Here is a 19,191-nt window from a genome sequence, read left to right on the forward strand (position 1 = left end):
AATAACCTTCCTTTTATTTATTACGGCAGCATCCCTTTAACAGCCTTGATCGCATCTTCAAATTCGGTCATCAATACCGCATTAGAAATCCGGCCTATGATTTCTATTGTCCCAGGGTCAAAGGGTTTTTCTTCCAGTTCCGCAAGGAGGCGATGGATGGTTCCAATCTCTTCCTGTTTCAGGGCTTCGGAGAGTTTTTCAAACAGGGGCAGATAGCGCTTGCTTTCTTCAGATCCAAGTCCCACAGAATCAGCCATGGCGGCCTCTTTCTTGTTCAGAACCTGCCCTATCTGTTCCGACAGGTCTTTCAGATCCCAGTAGAAAGAGGAAAGCCCTTCTCCGATATAGGTCAGATCCCCCGCCTTCCCCGCCGCCTCCAGTTTCGCCGCTTCCTGTGATACCCCAAGGGCACCGATGGTGGCGGAGGCGCTTTTGAGGGCGTGTACGCTGGTGGTAAAAAGGGAAAGTTCCTGTTCATTGGGAACACGTTCGAATAAGGGCAGCCGTTCCAGCGCATCTTTATGGAAGGAAGCGAGCACTTTTCGGTAGGCCCCTTCGGTACCGCCGGTCATGGCGATGCCCTTGGCAGTATCCACCCCGTTAATTTTTATATTCGTGGTTTCTGTAGGCCTTTTCGGGGTTCCTGGCCCGGAAAGTACCTTTTTTTCAGCAGGAATCCATTCAGCCATCATCCCGTCAAGTTTTGAAATTTCTATGGGCTTGGAAAGGTAGTCATTAAAACCTTTTGCCAGGAACATTTCCTTCATCCCCGTTACTGCATTTGCAGTCAGGGCAATAATTGGAATATGCTTCGCCTGTTCCCTGGGAGTTTGATCCTTCGGCTCAAACTCCACCAACATTTGTTGTTTGTCTTCCCAGGCACGTATGGCGGCGGTCGTTTCTATGCCGTCCATTTCGGGCATCATGTGATCCATAAATACTATATCATAACGGTTTTTCTTTATCAGCTCTATTGCTTCTTTGCCGCTTGTCACGGTGGTGATATCGGTCTGATATAAACTTAGGAGACCCTTGGCTACATTCAGGTTGGTAACAATATCGTCGACGATGAGGAGACGGGCGCCGGGAGCGGTAAACCGTACATCGGTTTTCTTCTGGTAGTTGAGTTCTATCTTATCGCTAATCACATTTGCAATAGACAGGGTATAAGCAGGCATGGTGATGGTAGGAATGCTCCTAAAGGAAGCGATTTCCTCCTGGTTCACCAGGAGAACCACTTTTGTGGGCAGTGATAAGTCCCGTATCAGGGCTTGGGCCTCTTCCACCATGCCGGCGTTTACAAACACAAATGCATAGCTTTTCTCTCCGGGGCGTGAACAAGCCCAAAGTTCCCGTGAAAACGCTTCTTTATCCCCAGCCGCCATTACCGGCACACCAAGATTTTCCATCGAACGGATAATCGAATAGGTGTACTCCTTCCGGGACTCGTAGAGCAGCACCGCTTTTGTTTCCGGATTTTCAATCACCGCCAGAGCTTCGCTGTCCTGTACATGCTGGAGTATAGTTGCAGTAAAGATGCTGCCCTCTCCGTATACGCTGCTCACCGTGATATCTCCGCCCATGAGGCGGCAGAGGTTGCGGCTTATGGCAAGCCCCAGGCCGGTTCCTTCAATGCCCTGGTTTTTATGGGTATCAAGCTGCTGGAATTGGCCGAATAGTTTGCCCATATCTTCCTGTTTAATACCTATACCGGTATCGGAGACCGACATGGTCAAGACAACCCGGTCTTCCCGGAGCGTGCCTGAGATGGAAAGAACCATGTGCCCATCCCGGGTATATTTGACCGCATTAGAGAGGAGGTTCATCAGTATCTGGCGAAGGCGGACTTCATCACCGATTAGGTGGTTGGGGAGTTTACTGTCAATATCAACGGTAAAGATAATAGGTTTTTCGCTCAGCCGGGTGCGGATAATGCTGATCACATCGTTTATCACCGAGCCCAGCAGATAATCAACTTTCACAATGTCCAGCCTACCGGATTCAATTTTTGAAAAGTCCAGTATGTCATTAATAATGACCAGAAGATTGTGACCCGCCTGCTTTATATCAGTGATGTATTCGGTCACCCGGGGAGAGATTTCTTCCCTGAGGACAAGTTCGCTGATACCGATAATAGCGTTCATGGGGGTCCGTATCTCATGACTGGTATTGGCAAGGAAATTCGACTTTGCCGTGGTAGCGGCTTCTGCCCGTTGGCTTTCTTCCCGGAGTTTTGCGGTCAATTCGGAATTTGCCCTGTCCTTGGCAGCCCTGGTGGCTTCCACCGCAATGGTGGTCCCGAAAATCAGCAAATAAGTAACGATTATCCGGGATGCTATATCGGCGGAATAATAATACTTGGATATGCCCGGTACAAAGACTTCGATACATATAACAACAAGTACTATTGTGGAATAGATAATACCCTGCTTCAGGCGTTCCATCATTAAGGTAAGGGGAGGAACCAGATAGACGAATAAAAAATTCATCCCCTCTGCATCGCCGTTCCAAATGAGGAGAACACAGAATAAACAATAGGCATTTAGGATAATCATGGCGGGAACAATAGGAACAACCCTGGTGCGGGCGGCAATAAACGATACGATGGCTATCATCGACATACCCAGGCAAAGAGCGGCGTCCGTATAGGAACCCTTGTTAGTATTAATAATTATATAATATGTGAGAAAAATGAAGCCAAAAATAGCAATAAAATTCATAAGAATATAGCTGATGATATAATCGGACAGCTCTTTCTTATCACCCTTAGGCGCCTTTCCGGAAGTCAGTATGTTCCAAATGATATTTACTATTCCTTTTATCATCCCAGCCTCCGATCTATTTTGTTCAATAAAATGTCTATTTTGTCTATTGCTTCTGCAAATTCAGTCATTAATACTGCGTCAGAAACCGCCGTCAGCGCTTCCCGTGTTTTTCCGTCAAACGGCTCCGCCTCCAGTTCCGCAAGGATGCGGCGTATGGTTCCGATACTTTCCTGTTCCAGCGCCGTCCTTAGATCCGTAAATAGGGGGAGGTATTGGGTAAAGGTCTCGTTTGAATCAGTTTCAACGGCGGTGTTGGTATTCAGCGTCGCTCCTATATGTTCCGCCAGATTTTGGAGATCCCGAAAAAAACCGGGAAGCCGCTCTGAGATAAGGGCCAGGTTCCCGGCCTTTCCCGACGCTTCAAGTTCCGCAGCGGCTTTTGACACCGCTTCTGCGCCGATGGTGGCAGCAGCGCTCTTGAGTGCGTGTACATTGGTAGTAAACAGGGAAAGTTCCTGTTCGCTGGGAATACTACCCAGTAAGGGCAGCCGTTCCAATGCGTCCTTGCGGAATGTTGTCAATACCTTCAGGTAGGACGCTTCTGTACCGCCGGTCATAGCGATACCTTTAAAAAGATCCATCCCTATGGAAGTGAGGAGTGAATAATCAACGGTGAGTATAACAGGCAGATTTCCTGCGCCGCCCCGATCCGTTTTTTCAATATCGGTTTTCGTTGATTCATTTTTATATTTCTTATCACGGGGAATCCACTTCCCCATAATTTCATCCAGCTTTGTAAGTTCTATGGGTTTTGAGAGATAATCGTTAAATCCCTTGGATAAAAACATCTCCTTCATGCCGGAAACCGCATTGGCGGTCAGGGCTATGATTGGCATATTCTGTACGTAGGGGAGCGGCAATGCGCGGATTGCCGCAGTCGCTTCCAGGCCGTCCATCCCCGGCATCATGTGATCCATAAAAACAATGTCATAGGCCTGCTTCCCCACGAATTTGATCGCTTCCTCACCGGAACCGCAGCAGTCAACCTTTGTCTGATAGGGCGTCAAAAGCCCTTCCGCCACGATAAGGTTGGTACTCACATCATCTACCAACAGTATCCGCGCTTTGGGGGCAGTAAACCTGACACTCACTTTTTTATGTTGGACCCCACCGGAGCTGTCTATTTCGCCATTGAGCAGCCGGGCAATGGTGAGGGGATGCAGGGGCATAATAATAGTTTTTATGTCCGGTTTTGAAACCCCCTCATCCTGATCCGCCAATAGCACCAGAACAGGTTTTACGGGTATACCCGCATCCTGTATCAGGTTTTGTAATTCCCCGAATAAGGGTGACCTTGCCATCGCATATTGATAGACCTGATTTTCCATGGAGGCAGATAATTCCTCCCGGCTCTCCGCCAGGGTGCAGGGTACGCCCAGAGTTTCCACCGAATAGACAATAGATTCCGCATATTCTTTAATCGTTTCATAGACCAGTACATTCTTCGTTTTCGCTTCTCTCACTTCTGCGAAGGGCTCACTGTTTGCCGTTCTTTGGGGTAAAAACGCAGTAAACGCCGTTCCTTTACCGTATGTTGATTTGACCGTAATATCCCCGCCCATGAGGCGGCAGAGGTTCCGGGCTATGGCAAGCCCCAGGCCGGTTCCCTCAATACCCTGATTCGCCTTTTGATCGAACCGGATAAAATCGCCGAAAAGCTTACCCATATCCTCTTCTTTTATGCCAATCCCTGTATCGGCAATTTCAAAGCTAAGGAGCATGGTATCTTCATTCGCCGTTTGTATCAGGTTTCCATCGGCGGTATTACTGGTAGTATTACTATTTGTAATAATCAGGGTAATATAGCCTTCATGGGTATACTTAACCGCATTGCTCAGCAGGTTCAGCAGTACCTGGCGTATTCTGGATTCATCGCCGATAAAAGAAGCGGGTAGGAGGCCGTTAATTTTTGTCAGTAAAACTACAGGTTTTTCCATAAGCCGGGTCCGGATAATACTGATACAGTCGTTTATCAAGGAGGCGAACATATATTCGGCGTTGATGATGTCAATCTTGCCGGATTCGATTTTTGAAAAATCAAGAATATCATTGATGATAGAAAGGAGGTTTTCTCCCGCCTGCCTGATGCCGCCTAAATATTCGGTTGTCCTTGGAGAATTGTCTTCCCGTAAAGCAAGTTCGCTGATACCGATGATGGCGTTCATGGGGGTACGGATCTCATGGCTCATCCGGGCCAGAAAAGAAGATTTACTTTTATTTTCTTCATCGGATTGTATTTTTGCCCGGGTGATCCGTAAAAGAATAAAGCTTAACGAAAAAGCCAGGATGATCCCCAGCGCCGAAAGGACCGCTATGGTGTAATAAAGATCACGGTAGAACCGGACGAAGGGGGTAATGAGCCCCACATGCCAACCGTTGAATATTTTCCGGAAAAAAATAATTACCTCGGAGCCGTCGGTATCCCTGATCCGTCGGGCGCTTATGTTCTCCTCCCTTCTGAGCATCCGGGAAATTTCCTGATAATCGGCGCCCAATTCCTGCAGCTGAATTCCATGGTACTCGTCTTCGGATCCCCGCAGCAGGGGGCTTTGGGTATGGGGCTTTGTTATCAAAATCATATTCTGGCTGACTATCATGCCGTAGCCTCCGGGGGCCAGATGCATAGAATTTATATAGTCCTGAATCCAGGATATATCCACATCCACCGAAAGAATCCCATGCATATTTCCATTAGGGCCGTCAATATTTCTTACTACCGAAATAATGGTATTCCCGTTGGCCCAGTCCTCGTAGGGGGCGGTGTAAGATGTCTTTGTTCCGCTCCGTACCGCCGTCTGATACCAGGGCCGCCGCTGGGGTATATAGGTCTCATCAGGATTGACGCCCATACTGTCAATCAATTCTCCCCGGATATACCCGTAGATCCCATAAATTTTTAAGAGTCCCCCTTCGCGCTGACGCATCCAGGCGGTAGTTTCTTGCAGGTAGGCGAGGATTTCTTCCTGGGACGAGCCTTGTTCAATCATGTTTACAATTATGTACTGCGAATTGAGGAGTATGGATTCAACTTCGCTCAAGGCTGCATTTATATTCGCCTCCGCAGTAAACAGTACCGTTTCCGCATCTTCCCGCAGGCGCTTGCGCAGAATATTACTGACAAAAAGACCGCCCACCAGTATCATCAATATAAAAGTGATAAAAACAAAAACAAACAGTGGATAACTTTTTCTGATAACTCTTCCCGTTTTGCTTTTCATTTCTGTATTTCTTCCACCGTACGGTAATACCAGTTAATACCGCTGATTATCTCGCTGTCGTCCAGGGTTTTCCCTTCTTTGCCGATGATCCCGCCCTCATTGGTTTTGATATCCCCGTCAAAGACATTGAAGCCCTCATATACCATGCGCCGCCGCTCCTTCTCAATTGCTTCGGCCGTACCGCTCTCTGCGAATTCCGCGAGGGGTGTTATATCAACCATACCATCAGCTATGCCGCCGAAATAAGGTTCGGAAGTAAAACTGCCGTCTATCACGCTCCTAACGAGGTAGGTATAGTACACCCCCCAATTCAGAATGACCGAGCAAAGGACTGCGTCGGGCGCATCTTTACTCATATCGCTGTTAAACCCTATGCCCCATACACCGGCTTTTTCGGCGGTGATCTGCGGGCTGGGGGTATTGCAGTGTTCGGCAATAACATCACAGCCTGCGGCGATAAGGGCTCGGGCGGCTTCGGCTTCACCCAGGGGATCAAACCAACTGTAGCTTACCTTTACATAGATGCGCGCAGCCGGGTTTACCTTTTCCACCCCCAGGGCAAAGGCGTTAATGCCCGAACTTACCTCGCTGTTTTCCTTACCCATGGCCGCTACATACCCTATCTTGTTTGTTTTTGTTTTCATCCCCGCAACAATGCCGGAAAGATACCGGGCCTGATAGAGCCGCCCCGAATAATTGGTAAAGTTTGTACGGTTGAATTTATAGCCCGTAGCATGGGCAAAAATAACCCCGGGGAATTCTGCCGCAAGTTTTTCGCAGGAATCCATGTAGCCCCAGCTCGCGGCTATGATTATATTGGCCCCTTCGGCAATACAGTCCCGCATGGCATTCTCTACCGCACGGCTGTCGTCTTCAAACACGTTGGTCTTCCGCAGTATCTGTGTATCCCTAAGGCCCAGTTCCTGCTGCATGAGGATTGTTCCCACATAATGGGCGTAGTCGTACCCGGATGTTTCAGTGATTTCATTTGGATGGATAATCCCCACCTTGATTTTTTCTTTTGGAATGCCTTCGCCGGGTTTCCACAAATACTGCTTATCATGGCAGCCCGGCAGTAATAAAAGGAGTACCATCAAAGGGGGAAAATAAATGATTTTTGCCATTTTGTTACCCATTATTAAAACTCCTAATTTTCCTCTACATTGCGGTAATACCAGCTCATGTTCCCGGTAATTTCACTGTCCGCAAGGGTGAACCCTGCCTCACCTATGGTTCTGCCGTCGTTGGCTTCAAGGATTCCGTCAAAAACATTAAAACTTTTGTTTATCATGCGGTTTCTGGCTTTCTCAATTGCCTCCGTAGTACCAGGCGCAGCGATGAGCATATTAGGCGGGGTAATATCAACAAGCCCTTCGCCAATGCCGCCAAAGTATGGTTCGGTAGTAAAGCTGCCGTCTATGACGCTTTGTACCAGGAAGGTATAATAAGCGCCCCAATTCCAGAGCACCGAGCTGATAACCGCAAGGGGCGCTTCTTTTGACATATCGCTGTTGTACCCCAGTCCCCAGACGCCGGCACTTTCCGCTTCAATCATGGGGAGAGGCGTATCGCAGTGCTGGGCGATTACGTCACAGCCAGCGGCAATGAGGCGGCGGGCTGCGTTGGCCTCTTCCATGGGATCGAACCAGCTATAGGTTATCTGTACTTGGATTTTTGCTTTGCTGTTTACGCTCTCAACCCCCAGGGCAAAGGCGTTAAGCCCTCCGGTTACTTCGCTGCTATCCTTGCCCATGGCAGCCACATAGCCTACCTTACCCGTTTTTGTTTTAAGCCCTGCGGCGATACCCGAAAGGTAACGGGCCTGATAGATACGGCCGAAGTAATTGGTAAAATTAGTACTATTGTATTTATAACCCGAGGCATGGGCAAATACCACATGGGGAAATTCCAGGGCAAGTTTTTCACAGGAATCCATATAGCCCCAGCTGGTGGCAATGATGATATTCGCCTCCTTGGCGATACAATCCCTCATGGCGCTTTCTATTCCCTCGGCATCGGTGTCCTGCACATGAATTTTGGTGATTATCTGCTCATCCTTTAAACCAAGGCGTTCCTGCATTTCCCGTATGCCCATTTCATGGGCGTATGAATACCCGGAAGTTTCCGTCAGGGGATCCGTCACGTAGATCATCCCGACTTTTATCTTTTCTTTAGCCAAGACTTTGCCAAGCCGCCAAACGGCGGCATTATTCCTGTTTCCGCAGCCTCCAAACAAAAACAAGCTTCCCAGGATGATGATTGACAATACTATCTTTGCCCATTTTTCTTTCATGTATTACTTCTCCTTGAATTAGTTTTATCTGTTAAGGTTTCAATTTCCCTTATAGCCTCTTCAAATTCTGTCATCAAAACTGCATTGGAAATACTGCTAATAGTCTCTTTTGTTTTTGCCTCCAAAGGCTTTTTCTCAAGCTCTGCAAGGATGCGGTGGATGAGTCCGATATCTTCTTGTTTCAGGGCTTCAGCAAGTTCTGTAAACAGAACGGAATACTGTGCAGAAATTTCTCCGGCCCCTTCGCTGTTAATTTCCACAGTTTCTACCCTGTTCAGCCCCGCCCCTATCTGCTCCGCCAATTCTTTCAAATCATGATGAAAATGAGGAAGCCGCTCTGCGATAAGAGCGAGGTCTCCGGCCTTCCCCGCCGCTTCCAATTCCGCTGCCTCTTGTGAAACAGAAGCAGCGCCTATGGTTCCGGCAGCGCTTTTGATGGCGTGGACGTTGGTGGTAAAAAGGGAAAGTTCCTGTTCGCTGGGGTCATGCTCAAACAAGGATAGCCTGTCCAGGGCGTCTTTGCGGAAGGCGGCAAGCACTTTGCGGTATCCTGCCTCGGTCCCGCCGGTCATGGATAGACCCCTGGCCGTATCTATTCTATCAACTTTTATATCCGTGGTTTCCCTCTTCCTTTCCGAAGATGTTTGCTTTTCAACATTGATCCGTTTTTCAGGAGGTATCCATTTGTCCATCAGTCCATCAAGTTTGGAAATTTCAATGGGTTTGAAAAGATAATCGTTAAAGCCCTTTGATAAAAACATTTCTTTCATCCCCGTTACCGCGTTTGCGGTCAGGGCTATTATGGGAAGAGTTTGGAAATAAGAATTTCCCCGGCTGTCCCCCAGGGCTCTAATGGCCTCAACAGCTTCTATGCCGTCCATTTCGGGCATCATATGGTCCATGAATACCAGATCGTAGCGGTTTTGCTTTATCAGCCCTATTGCTTCCCTTCCGCTTATGGCGGTGGTGATATCCATCTGATATAAACTCAGGAGACCCTTGGCCACATTCAGGTTGGTAGCAATATCGTCAACAATAAGGAGCCGGACTCCGGGAGCGGTAAACCGCATACCGATTTTTTCGCCTTCGTTATGTTTGAAAGTATAATCGTCCAACTCACCCAACGGGGTACAGTCTATTACAATTTGGGGAAAAGATGCGGTAAAAACGCTGCCCTCGCCATAGACACTGGAAACGGATACATCGCCGCCCAGGGCCTGGCATAATTTTTTAGTAATCGCAAGCCCAAGTCCCGTACCTTCCACATTTTTATTGACATGGCTGTCAAACTGGGTAAATTCTCCAAAGAGCCGCCCCATGTCTTCTTCTTTGATGCCGATGCCTGTATCTGCTACCTGAAATACCAGAATGATCTTGTCCTTGTCCTTTTCTTTTTCTTCTTCACCCCATACAGAAAAGGTGACGCTGCCTTTTTTTGTGTATTTCGCGGCATTGGAAAGCAAATTTAAGAGCACCTGCCTGATGTGAGCTTCATCGCCTCTCAGGCGGTTCGGCAGGGAATCGCTGATGTTAATGTTCAGGAGGATTGCTTTTTCGTCCAGGTACATACGGATGATATTGATTACATCATGGAGCAGGGAAGCCAGTCGATATTCTTCAGAAAGGATTTCCATATTGCCCGACTCGATTTTAGAGAAATCCAATATATCGTTGATGATAGACAACAGGTTCGTTCCGGCCTGCTTCACGTTCAGGGCATTATCGCTCACCGTGACGGATATGTCTTCACGCAGTATCAGTTCTGACATACCGATGATCGCATTCATGGGGGTACGTATTTCATGGCTCATCTTTGCAAGAAAATTACTCTTTGCCTCTGAAGCCGCCGCCGCCTTTTTGTTTGCTTCCAGTAATTGACGGTTTTGTTTTTCTATGGCACTGTTCGAACCCGCAACAAAAATATTAAACACAATAAAAATGGCCAGTATCAAAAGCAGCATCCCAAAGAACACAATATTCATCACCGCATCAACCGCAATAAAGTTCGGAGGCAGTTTGCTGGCCGCTGTTAAATACCAGTCCAATTGGGGAATATAACCCACAACATACATACTGCCATCGTAGATAAAAGACCGGATTTCCGAATCAGACTGTTCATGGGCGATTCTGATGATTTCCGCCCCCGCATCACCCAGGTGATCCGTGAGAAGGACCTTATTGGCTATCAGGTCATAATCGGCTGCGGTGGTGATTTCGTTTAAGTTGTTGAACAGGTATAGGGCGATGTTCTTGTCAAAATCCAGGTGCAGCGAATTCGAGAATCCGGTAAGATTAACGCCGGTACCAAGCATGCCGATAGGTTTTTTTCCGCCGTCTTCTTCATTTGTAAACACCGGTACATTGACCCATAGATTGATTTGCTGCAAATCAGGGTTATAGTTGATGTTAAAATTGTACTCCAGGGTATGGTAAAGGGTCATATTGTACCAATAGGATTCCGGATCCAAAGGATTCACCACATAGGGGGGAGATTCGATAGAATAAAATATTTTATCCACGTCATTGACCCAGAAAACGATTTTATCTTTGAAATGCTGACGAAAACTGGTAAATTCTTTATCGGCGGCAGACTCAAGATCGGCATCGGAGGGATTTTGAAAATATTGCTGAACGATCGGTGTGTCCGCCATTTTTAACACCAAGGCGAGTTCGCCGTTTATGACGGTGGCCAAACGCAGCCGCATGGTTTCAGAAGCTATGATAAGCTGCTGTTCTATGGCCGAACGGTTTATCTGCCGTGCAGAAATGGTATAGGTCATTATGGATACAATAAAAATAATTAAAAACAGGACACATGAAAATAACAGGAAGGATCGCTTCCCGGAAATTCCGGATTTTCTAAATAAAAACGCAAAGGGCTGAGGGCTTTTTATTTTCATTTCGGCTCCACTTTAGAAAGCAACAAAATTTCCGTCATTTTTTTAATTGCTTCGTCAAAATCACTCATGAGGACTGCGTCGGAAACATCGTTCAGTGTTTTTCGAGTTTTTCCGCCAAAGGGCTTTCCTTCAAGTTCCGCAAGAATACGGTGGATGGTCCCAATATCTTCCTGTTTCAGGGCTTCCGCAAATTCCGTAAATAGAGCGAAATGCTCTTCGGAAATTTCTCCGGTCCCTTCGTTGTTAAGTTCAACGGCTTCCACCCTATTCAGCGCCGTTTCTATATGTTCCGCCAACTTCTGGAGGTCACGGTAAAACTGGGGAAGCTTCTCTGTAATAAGAGAGAAGTCCCCGGCCTTTCCCGCCGCTTCCAATTCCGCTGCCACTTTTGATACAGCCGCGGCTCCTATGGTTCCGGCGGCGCTTTTGAGGGCGTGAGTATTGGTGGTAAAAAGGGAAAGTTCCTGTTCATCGGAAACACGCTCCAGCAGGGGCAACCGTTCCAGAGCGTCTTTGCGGAAGGTGGCAAGCACTTTGCGGTAAGACGCTTCGCCTCCGGTCATGGCAACTCCTTTGCCGGTGTCTACGCCTATTTCGGTGAGGGCTGAATAGTCGGCGGCGGTTTCTTTTTCGCTTTGATTTGTATTGGGGGAAGTTTTATTTTCGGCATCAGCAGTTTTATTATTTCGTTTCTTTTCCTGGGGAATCCACTTTGCCATGATCTCGTCCAGCTTTAAAATTTCTATGGGCTTGGCGAGGTAATCGTTGAATCCTTTTGATAAAAACATTTCCTTCATCCCCACAACCGCATTGGCGGTCAGGGCGATAATGGGAATATGCTTCGCATATTCCTTAGGAGTTTGATCCTTCGGCTCAAACTCCACTGCCCGTTCTTGCTTGGCTTCCCAGGCGCGTATGGCGGCCGTCGCCTCAATGCCGTCCATGCCGGGCATCATATGATCCATAAAGACGATGTCGTAGGAGTGTTCCTTAACCAGGGCTATGGCCTGTTCTCCCCCGGCACAGGTATGAATCCCCGTCTGATATAGGGCAAGGAGCCCCTCGGCGACCTTGAGGTTCGTTTCGATATCATCCACGATAAGGACCAAGGCTTCAGGGGCAATAAACCGGACTTCCGCGGTTTCCCGGTAATCGGACTGTTTGATGCCGTTGAGTACATTGGCAATGGGGACTGACCATGCAGGCATGATGATGATGGGAATATCCTGAAAAGAGCTTATTTCTCCTAAATTCGCCAGCAGTGTTAGTACGGTCTTGAGGTCTCCCTCCTGTATTACTTTTCTTGCATTTTCCACCACGCTCTCGGAGACAAAAGCAAAGGGGAACTCTCTGGTTTTGAGTTTTTCCAGGAAATCATCGGCAGTGATGGTAACCGTTACGGGGAGGCCCAGGTTCTCTAGGGTAAGGAAGAGGGATTCCGCGTAGAGGGCGCGGTCATCATAAAAAAGAATTCTCTTTTCTTCCGGGTTTTCAAGTTCTGCAAGCTTTGTATCATCTGTGTACCCCTGGGGAATCCGGGCGGTAAAGACCGATCCCTTTCCGTATTCACTTTGTGCTGTTATATCTCCGCCCAGAGCAAGGCAGAGGTTCCGGGTAATTGCAAGCCCAAGTCCGGTGCCTTCAATGTTTTTATTTTTTTCCGCGTCAAACCTGACAAAGTTACCGAAAAGTCCCGGAAGGTCCTCCTTCTTTATGCCGATGCCGCTGTCGGCTATTTCTATGGTGAGTACAAGTTCCCCTGCTATGGACTTTTCCATCCCTATGGTCAGCATGATATGCCCTTCCCGGGTATACTTGGCGGCATTGGACAGGAGATTGAGCAGGATCTGCCTGATCCGCGCTTCGTCACCGATAAGTTCTTTTGGTATATTGGCGTCCACATTTGCAGTAAACAGGATAGGTTTTTCGTTAATTCTGATCCGAATCACATTGAGTACATCGTTAATAAGGGAGGCAAGGAGGTAAGGGGCAGAGTTTATTTGCAAGTTCCCCGCTTCGATTTTAGAAAGGTCAAGTATATCGTTGATCAGGGAAAGCAGGTTAAGCCCCGCCTGTTTGATCCCCGTTACATATTCGCTCATCCTGGGAAGGGTTTCCGCCCGTAGGGCCAGTTCGCTCATGCCGATTACTGCGTTCATGGGAGTACGGATCTCGTGGCTCATCCGGGCCAGGAAGGAAGACTTGCTTTTGTTTTCGTCATCGGAACGGATCTTCGCTGCGCTTAAGCGCAGCAGCATATAACAGAGGACAAGCATCAAAACTATTCCTACCAGGAAGATGGCAAAAGATATGCGGTATATGTCATGATAAAAGTTAGCCGCCGGAACCACGAGGCCCAAGTACCAGCCGTTATATGCCTGTCGGAAAAAAACAATAACCCTGTTGCTGTTTTCATCCCATATCTGCAGGGCATTTATTTCTTTTTTTTCCGCCAGGGTTTCCATCAGAACGGAAGTTTTTTTATTGGTTTGATTCTTTTTGATATTAGGATCCCCGGTATCTGAGAATAAATCCCCCAAGGGCTTGTTGATATACGTTCCATCTGGGTGGACCATGATTTCCAGGTTTTCATTGAGCAGTATACCGTAACCTTCTTCACTTAGTTTGAGGGAGCGCACATAGCTTTCAAGCCGGGTAAGCTGCACATCCATGGCGAGAACCCCCAGGGACTTCCTGGAATCCTTTGATTCCGGGAAGTCCCCATCATCAAACAGTTCCTGGGCAAAGCTTACCACAATTGAATTGGTCTGGGCATCCACATAGGGACTTGTCATAATGATCTGCCCCGGCGATTCCTTGGCGTCTATATACCAGGGCCGTTCCTGAGGCACATAATCTTCCGGAGGTTCCCATCTTGTGCCGTCCAGAAAATCCCCCCGGATGAAACCGTACATTCCGTTAAATCCCGAAAGCCGGTCTTCATTTGCGATGAGCCAGTCTGTAAGGGCTGTCAAATACCGGAGTATATCCTCCTGGGAATGACTTTTATCCATTATCATATCCTGAATGTTAAAGGCGGAACTTATTAAGGTGGATTCCGGTTCCCGCAGGGTTGTTTTCAAATTTGCATCCGCAGTATGGATGAACTCGTTGGCGCTTGCGATAAGCTGTCTTCGCATAATAATACCGGTGGAGATTAAACTGCCCGCAATCATGAAGAGGAAAATAAAAACGACCACCAGAAGCTGCTGATAATTTTTCCTTATAACAAACGCCATGTTCATCTATTTTTTCTCCTGGTGACGATAAATTCGCCGTAGGGGTCACCGCATTCAATGCCCTTCAGAATAGTTCCATTCATGCGGGTAACAGCTCTTTAAGGGCTTCAATGGCCTCCGCGAACTCGGTCATTAAAACCGCATTAGCCACACTATTGATAGTTTCCTTTATTTTTGCATCCAGGGGCTTTTCCTCCAGCTCTGTCAGGAGCCGGCGTATGGCGCCGATATTTTCCTGTTCCAGCACCTCGGCAAGTTCCGTGAACAGGGGAATACATGAATCGGGGATTTTCCCGGCAGCTTGTGTTTCGTCCCTTCCATCAGACGGCGTTTCTTCATTCAAGACCAGTTCTATCTGCGCCGTCACTGCGTTAAGATCCTGGTAAAAATCTGGAAGCAATTTGCCGATAAGAGCCAAGTCCCCGGCTTTTCCCGCCGCTTCTAATTCCGCCGCCTCCTTTGATACGGCTGCAGCGCCGATAGTTCCGGAAGCGCTTTTTAAGGCGTGTACGCTGTTGGTAAACAGGGGCAATTCCTGTTCACCAGGCGTATTTTCCAGCAGGGACATACGATCAAGGGCATCTTTGCAAAAAACAGCCAATATTTTACGGTAGGCGGACTCGATCCCTCCGGTCATGGACATACCTTTGGCTGTGTCTACCCCGGCTATTTTCATATCCGTGGTTTCCCCGACAGGTGCAGCAATTATACTATTTTCAGGTATCCGTTTTTCCGGCGGAATCCATTTAGCTATCATGGCATCCATTTTTACAATTTCAATAGGCTTGGAAATATAATCGCTGAATCCGTTCGCAAGAAACATTTCTTTCATCCCGGTCACCGCATTTGCCGTAAGGGCTATGATGGGGAGGGTGTTAAAATAATCCCCACTGATAGATCGGATCGCCGCGGTTGCCTCAACCCCGTCCATTTCCGGCATCATATGATCCATGAATACCATGTCATAAATAGTATTACGCACCAAATCGACCGCTTCCTTTCCGCTGGTACAGGTGGTAATATCCATCTTATACGGAGAAAGAAGCCCTCTGGCCACATTCAGGTTTGTGGATATATCATCCACGATGAGTATTCTCGCTTCCGGAGCGGTGAACTTGACCGATGATTTTTTCTCCTGTATAATTTCTTTTACGCCATTAAGCACATTTGCTATAAGCACCGTATAGGCAGGGATACTGATCATAGGGGTATCCTGGAACAGTTCGTCATCTTCCAGTTTTGCCAAGAGCACCATCACTGTTTTTTTATTCCGTTCCTGTATAAATTTCCTGACTTCATCCGCAGCATCCGGGGATACAAAGGTAAAAGGCCAGATGTCTTTTTCGAGTTCCTCAAATAAACCCTCACGGTTAGTAACCTTATAGGGAGCCCCAAGGTTTTCGAGGGAATAGACCAGCGAATCCCGGTAGACATCCCTCCGTTCATAGAGCAGCACCGCCTTGTCTTCTGTCTTTTTCAATCCGGCTATAGGCTGTTCCTCACGAACCTTTTGAGGGATAACGGCGCTAAAGACGCTGCCTTCCCCGTACTCGGATTGGACCGTAATATCTCCGCCCATGAGGCGGCAGATATTACGGCTGATCGCAAGCCCCAGACCCGTCCCCTCAATGCTCCCGTTTCTGTGGCTGTCGAACCGGGTAAAATCACCGAAGAGTTTATCCATATCCGTTTCTTTTATGCCGTACCCGGTATCCGCAACCTCAAAGCTAAGGAGGATTTCTTCACCCTCCCTCTTTCCGCGGTAAGTACCATCCACGGTAAGTTTTATGGATCCCTTTTCCGTATATTTAACCGCATTTGAGAGGAGGTTGAGCAAAACCTGCCTGATACGTATCATATCGCCGTACAGCTTGGCAGGTATGTTTCTGTCTACATTGGTAATAAACCGGATATGCTTTTCCCCCAGCCTGACCTTAATAATATTAACCACATCATTGATCAGGGATTCAAAATAATACTCCGCAGGGGCCAGTTCCATTTTTCCGGATTCGATTTTAGAAAAATCCAGAATATCATTAATGATGGAAAGCAGGCTTTCACCGGCCTGCTTGATACTCATGGCATCGGTGTATATTTCAGAATTTGGGGACTTTCGTAAAATCATTTCCGTCATCCCCAGGATCGCGTTCATAGGGGTCCGAATCTCATGGCTGGTATTGGCAAGAAAACTGCTTTTAGCAGCCGCAGCTTCCTCCGCCCTGGCAGCGGCATCTTCGGCTTTCAACCGGGCCGTTTCCAGTTCCCCGGTAAGCTTTTTGACCCGCCTGTCATTGGTGACCCGTACCCATTCGTAGGCCATGGTTAGTAAAAAAACTAAAATGAACACACAGAGAATGCGGAAACCTACGGCGTTTTCATAGGCAAAGCCCGCGCTGGGAACAAAGACCGTGATCCCCACGGCGATCATGAGCAGTCCCGAAAGGATGGAGCCGACGGTTAATCCGAGGATAAAGATAGCTATCAGAGGTTGGGCGTAGATCCACAGCCCAGCAAAGCCGTTTACCCCACCTGAAAAGGCCAGGACGGCGCAGAGGGTGCTGAAGGCTGCCACAGGAAGCATGGCCGAAAACGTAAAAGGCAGCCGGGTCCGCAGCAAAAAGACACTGCTAATGCAGATCAGGGCCACCGCAAAATCAAGCAAACTCCGAAGGGTATTACCGGCAATAAAAACGGTAATTCCGAAGCTAATCAGAAAAAAAGCTCCCAACATGAGGGCAACATTCAGGCTGACGTACCGGATCATCGCATCGTTCACTACCTGTCCAAGGGAATCCCTGTTTTCGGATATGGTCGAGGACGCCTCATGGTTTTCAAATTTCCCGCTGGTAAGAAGGCGGAGGATATAACTGTTATTTGTTTTCATCCACTTACTGACCTTTTCCTAAATTTCTTTGTTTCCGGCTTTTTGACAGCCTATTATTGTTCTACCAATATATCCCTGTAAGTAAATTTTATCAATTTTTTACCGAAATAGTCAAAAAGGCTTTATAGATAAGCATAGCACGTTTAACCGGAGATACCGGTTTCTTTCGGCTAGACTTTGGGGATAAAATCTAGACTTTCGTCTAGGTTTTATCCGTGGGCAAGGAGGCGCAGGATCCGCATCTCCTCTGCTTTCGGCAGCCCTGGGGCGGAGAACGTCTTTCAATAGGCCTTTGTCCCGGACCTCACCCTATCCGCCTCGGACGCTTCACTTTTAGCAAAATACAGGCTCCTGCCCGCTAATGAAAAGGCAGTCATTGATGAGGTCGTGAACGCCCTCCTGTTAAAAAACATGATGGAGAGGGGAAAAAGCAGGCAAAGCACTTACACGCCCAATTCCAATGCATTCATGCGCTTAAAGTCAAAGGCCACCAAAACCACAGACAGCACAACCGCCAACCCGTCCGCTATGGGGCCAGCGTACAATACCCCGGTTATGCCAAAAATCATTGGCAGTAGGATTAGCAAGGGAAGTAAGAAAAGCCCCTGCCGCGACAGGGACAGCACAATGCCCTGCCGCGCCTTTCCGGATGCGGTAAAATAGTTGACCGAAAGGGGCTGTACTCCGAACATGCATACCATCATCATATATATACGCAGATAGTTTTCCCCAAACTCAAGATAAGCTTCGCTTCCGCCGCCGAAAATACTGATAATAGCCCGGGGGAACAACTGAAAAGAGAGAAAGCCTAAAATATTTATGACAAACGTAAGCGCAAGCGCCTTTTTGTAGGCTTCCTTTACCCGTTTGTAGTTTTTTGCCCCGGTGTTGAAACCAAAAATCGGCTGGCAGCCCAGGGCAATTCCCACGGAAAATGCGATCAGTATTGCATTTAATTTTGCTATTACCCCTGAAACTGCCAAAGGTATATCGCTGCCGTAGCTGGAAAGCGCGCCGTAATATTTCAGGGTATTATTCATCACAATATTGACCGTGGCCATGATGAGGTGGTTGATAAAATTGGAGGTGCCCAGTTTAACTATTTGGGAAAGAAAACTGAGTCTTATGCCAAATATCGCCGGTTTAATTTTGAAACTTTTAAAACCCTTGAAGTAAAGAGCGCAGATGGCAAAGGACACAAATTGGCCTATCACCGTAGCGGTCGCCGCACCCTGAATCCCCCAGCCAAACACCACCATAAAAAGCCAATCCAAAAACACGTTTAATATCGCCCCGGAAGCAACGGCGATCAGCGAATAGGCCGGGCTCCCGTCCGCGCGGATGAGGTGGCTGCAGGACTGGGAAAAGAGAAAAAAAGGGAGCCCCAGGGCAGTTATCCCAAGATAGGAGCTTGCCAGGGGAAACACGTTGTCCGTGGCGCCGCAGAGCAGGAGCAGAGGGTTACGGAACAGAAAAACAACGCAGGTAAACACAAGGCCTGTGAACACAAGGGCAGTCAGCCCGACGCCCAAAAACCCGGCTGCCTCTTCCTCCTTTTTGGCGCCCATCTTGATGTTAAAGTTAGTGGCAGTCCCAACGCCGATTAACTGGGCGAAGGCCCCGCAGAGTACGGTCACGGGAAACGCTACATTTGTCGCGGCGTTTCCAAGCATCCCCACTATATGACCGATAAAAATTTGGTCAGTAATATTGTAAGCCGCCGCAACAAGCATGCTGATCACAGAGGGTATGGCATACTTGGCGATAAGCCCTGAAATCGGGGCAAACCCCAGGGGGTTTTTGGCTTTTTCCGGAGTCATAACTGTACTCCC

The 19,191-nt window shown here is 47.9% G+C and carries 8 protein-coding genes; all 8 read right to left on the reverse strand.

The features are described from left to right. Nucleotides 1–20: 20 nt before the first annotated feature. Nucleotides 21–2,825, reverse strand: coding sequence for a hybrid sensor histidine kinase/response regulator (locus TREPR_RS13200; RefSeq protein ID WP_015708822.1), 2,805 nt, complete (start codon nt 2,823–2,825; stop codon nt 21–23). Continuing rightward, complete coding sequence (locus TREPR_RS13205) at nt 2,822–6,043, reverse strand: ATP-binding protein (RefSeq protein ID WP_015708823.1); 3,222 nt, start codon at nt 6,041–6,043, stop codon at nt 2,822–2,824. Before TREPR_RS13205 ends, TREPR_RS13200 begins: the two co-directional genes overlap by 4 nt. After that, nucleotides 6,040–7,179 carry a BMP family ABC transporter substrate-binding protein gene (locus TREPR_RS13210; RefSeq protein WP_015708824.1) on the reverse strand — a complete coding sequence of 380 codons (1,140 nt, stop codon included), beginning with the start codon at nt 7,177–7,179 and terminating at the stop codon, nt 6,040–6,042. The genes TREPR_RS13205 and TREPR_RS13210 overlap by 4 nt, the downstream gene beginning before the upstream one ends. A gap of 11 nt (nt 7,180–7,190) precedes the next feature. Then, complete coding sequence (locus tag TREPR_RS13215) at nt 7,191–8,336, reverse strand: BMP family ABC transporter substrate-binding protein (protein ID WP_015708825.1); 1,146 nt, start codon at nt 8,334–8,336, stop codon at nt 7,191–7,193. Next, the gene (locus TREPR_RS13220; RefSeq protein ID WP_245534739.1) at nt 8,333–11,116 is read right to left on the reverse strand and encodes a hybrid sensor histidine kinase/response regulator; all 2,784 of its coding nucleotides are present in this window, start codon (nt 11,114–11,116) and stop codon (nt 8,333–8,335) included. The genes TREPR_RS13215 and TREPR_RS13220 overlap by 4 nt, the downstream gene beginning before the upstream one ends. Before the next feature lie 116 nt (nt 11,117–11,232). Then, nucleotides 11,233–14,481: an ATP-binding protein gene (locus tag TREPR_RS13225; protein ID WP_015708827.1), complete on the reverse strand. Its 3,249-nt coding sequence runs from the start codon at nt 14,479–14,481 to the stop codon at nt 11,233–11,235. Between the two features lie 73 nt (nt 14,482–14,554). Then, a complete protein-coding gene (locus TREPR_RS13230; protein WP_041611204.1) occupies nt 14,555–17,359 on the reverse strand; it encodes a hybrid sensor histidine kinase/response regulator in 2,805 nt (934 codons plus the stop codon). A 443-nt stretch (nt 17,360–17,802) separates the two neighbouring features. Continuing rightward, nucleotides 17,803–19,179 (reverse strand): MATE family efflux transporter, encoded by a 1,377-nt coding sequence (locus TREPR_RS13235; RefSeq protein WP_015708830.1) that lies wholly within the window; start codon nt 19,177–19,179, stop codon nt 17,803–17,805. Nucleotides 19,180–19,191: the final 12 nt, after the last annotated feature.

It is taken from the genome of Treponema primitia ZAS-2 (assembly GCF_000214375.1).
Taxonomy (GTDB): domain Bacteria; phylum Spirochaetota; class Spirochaetia; order Treponematales; family Breznakiellaceae; genus Termitinema; species Termitinema primitia.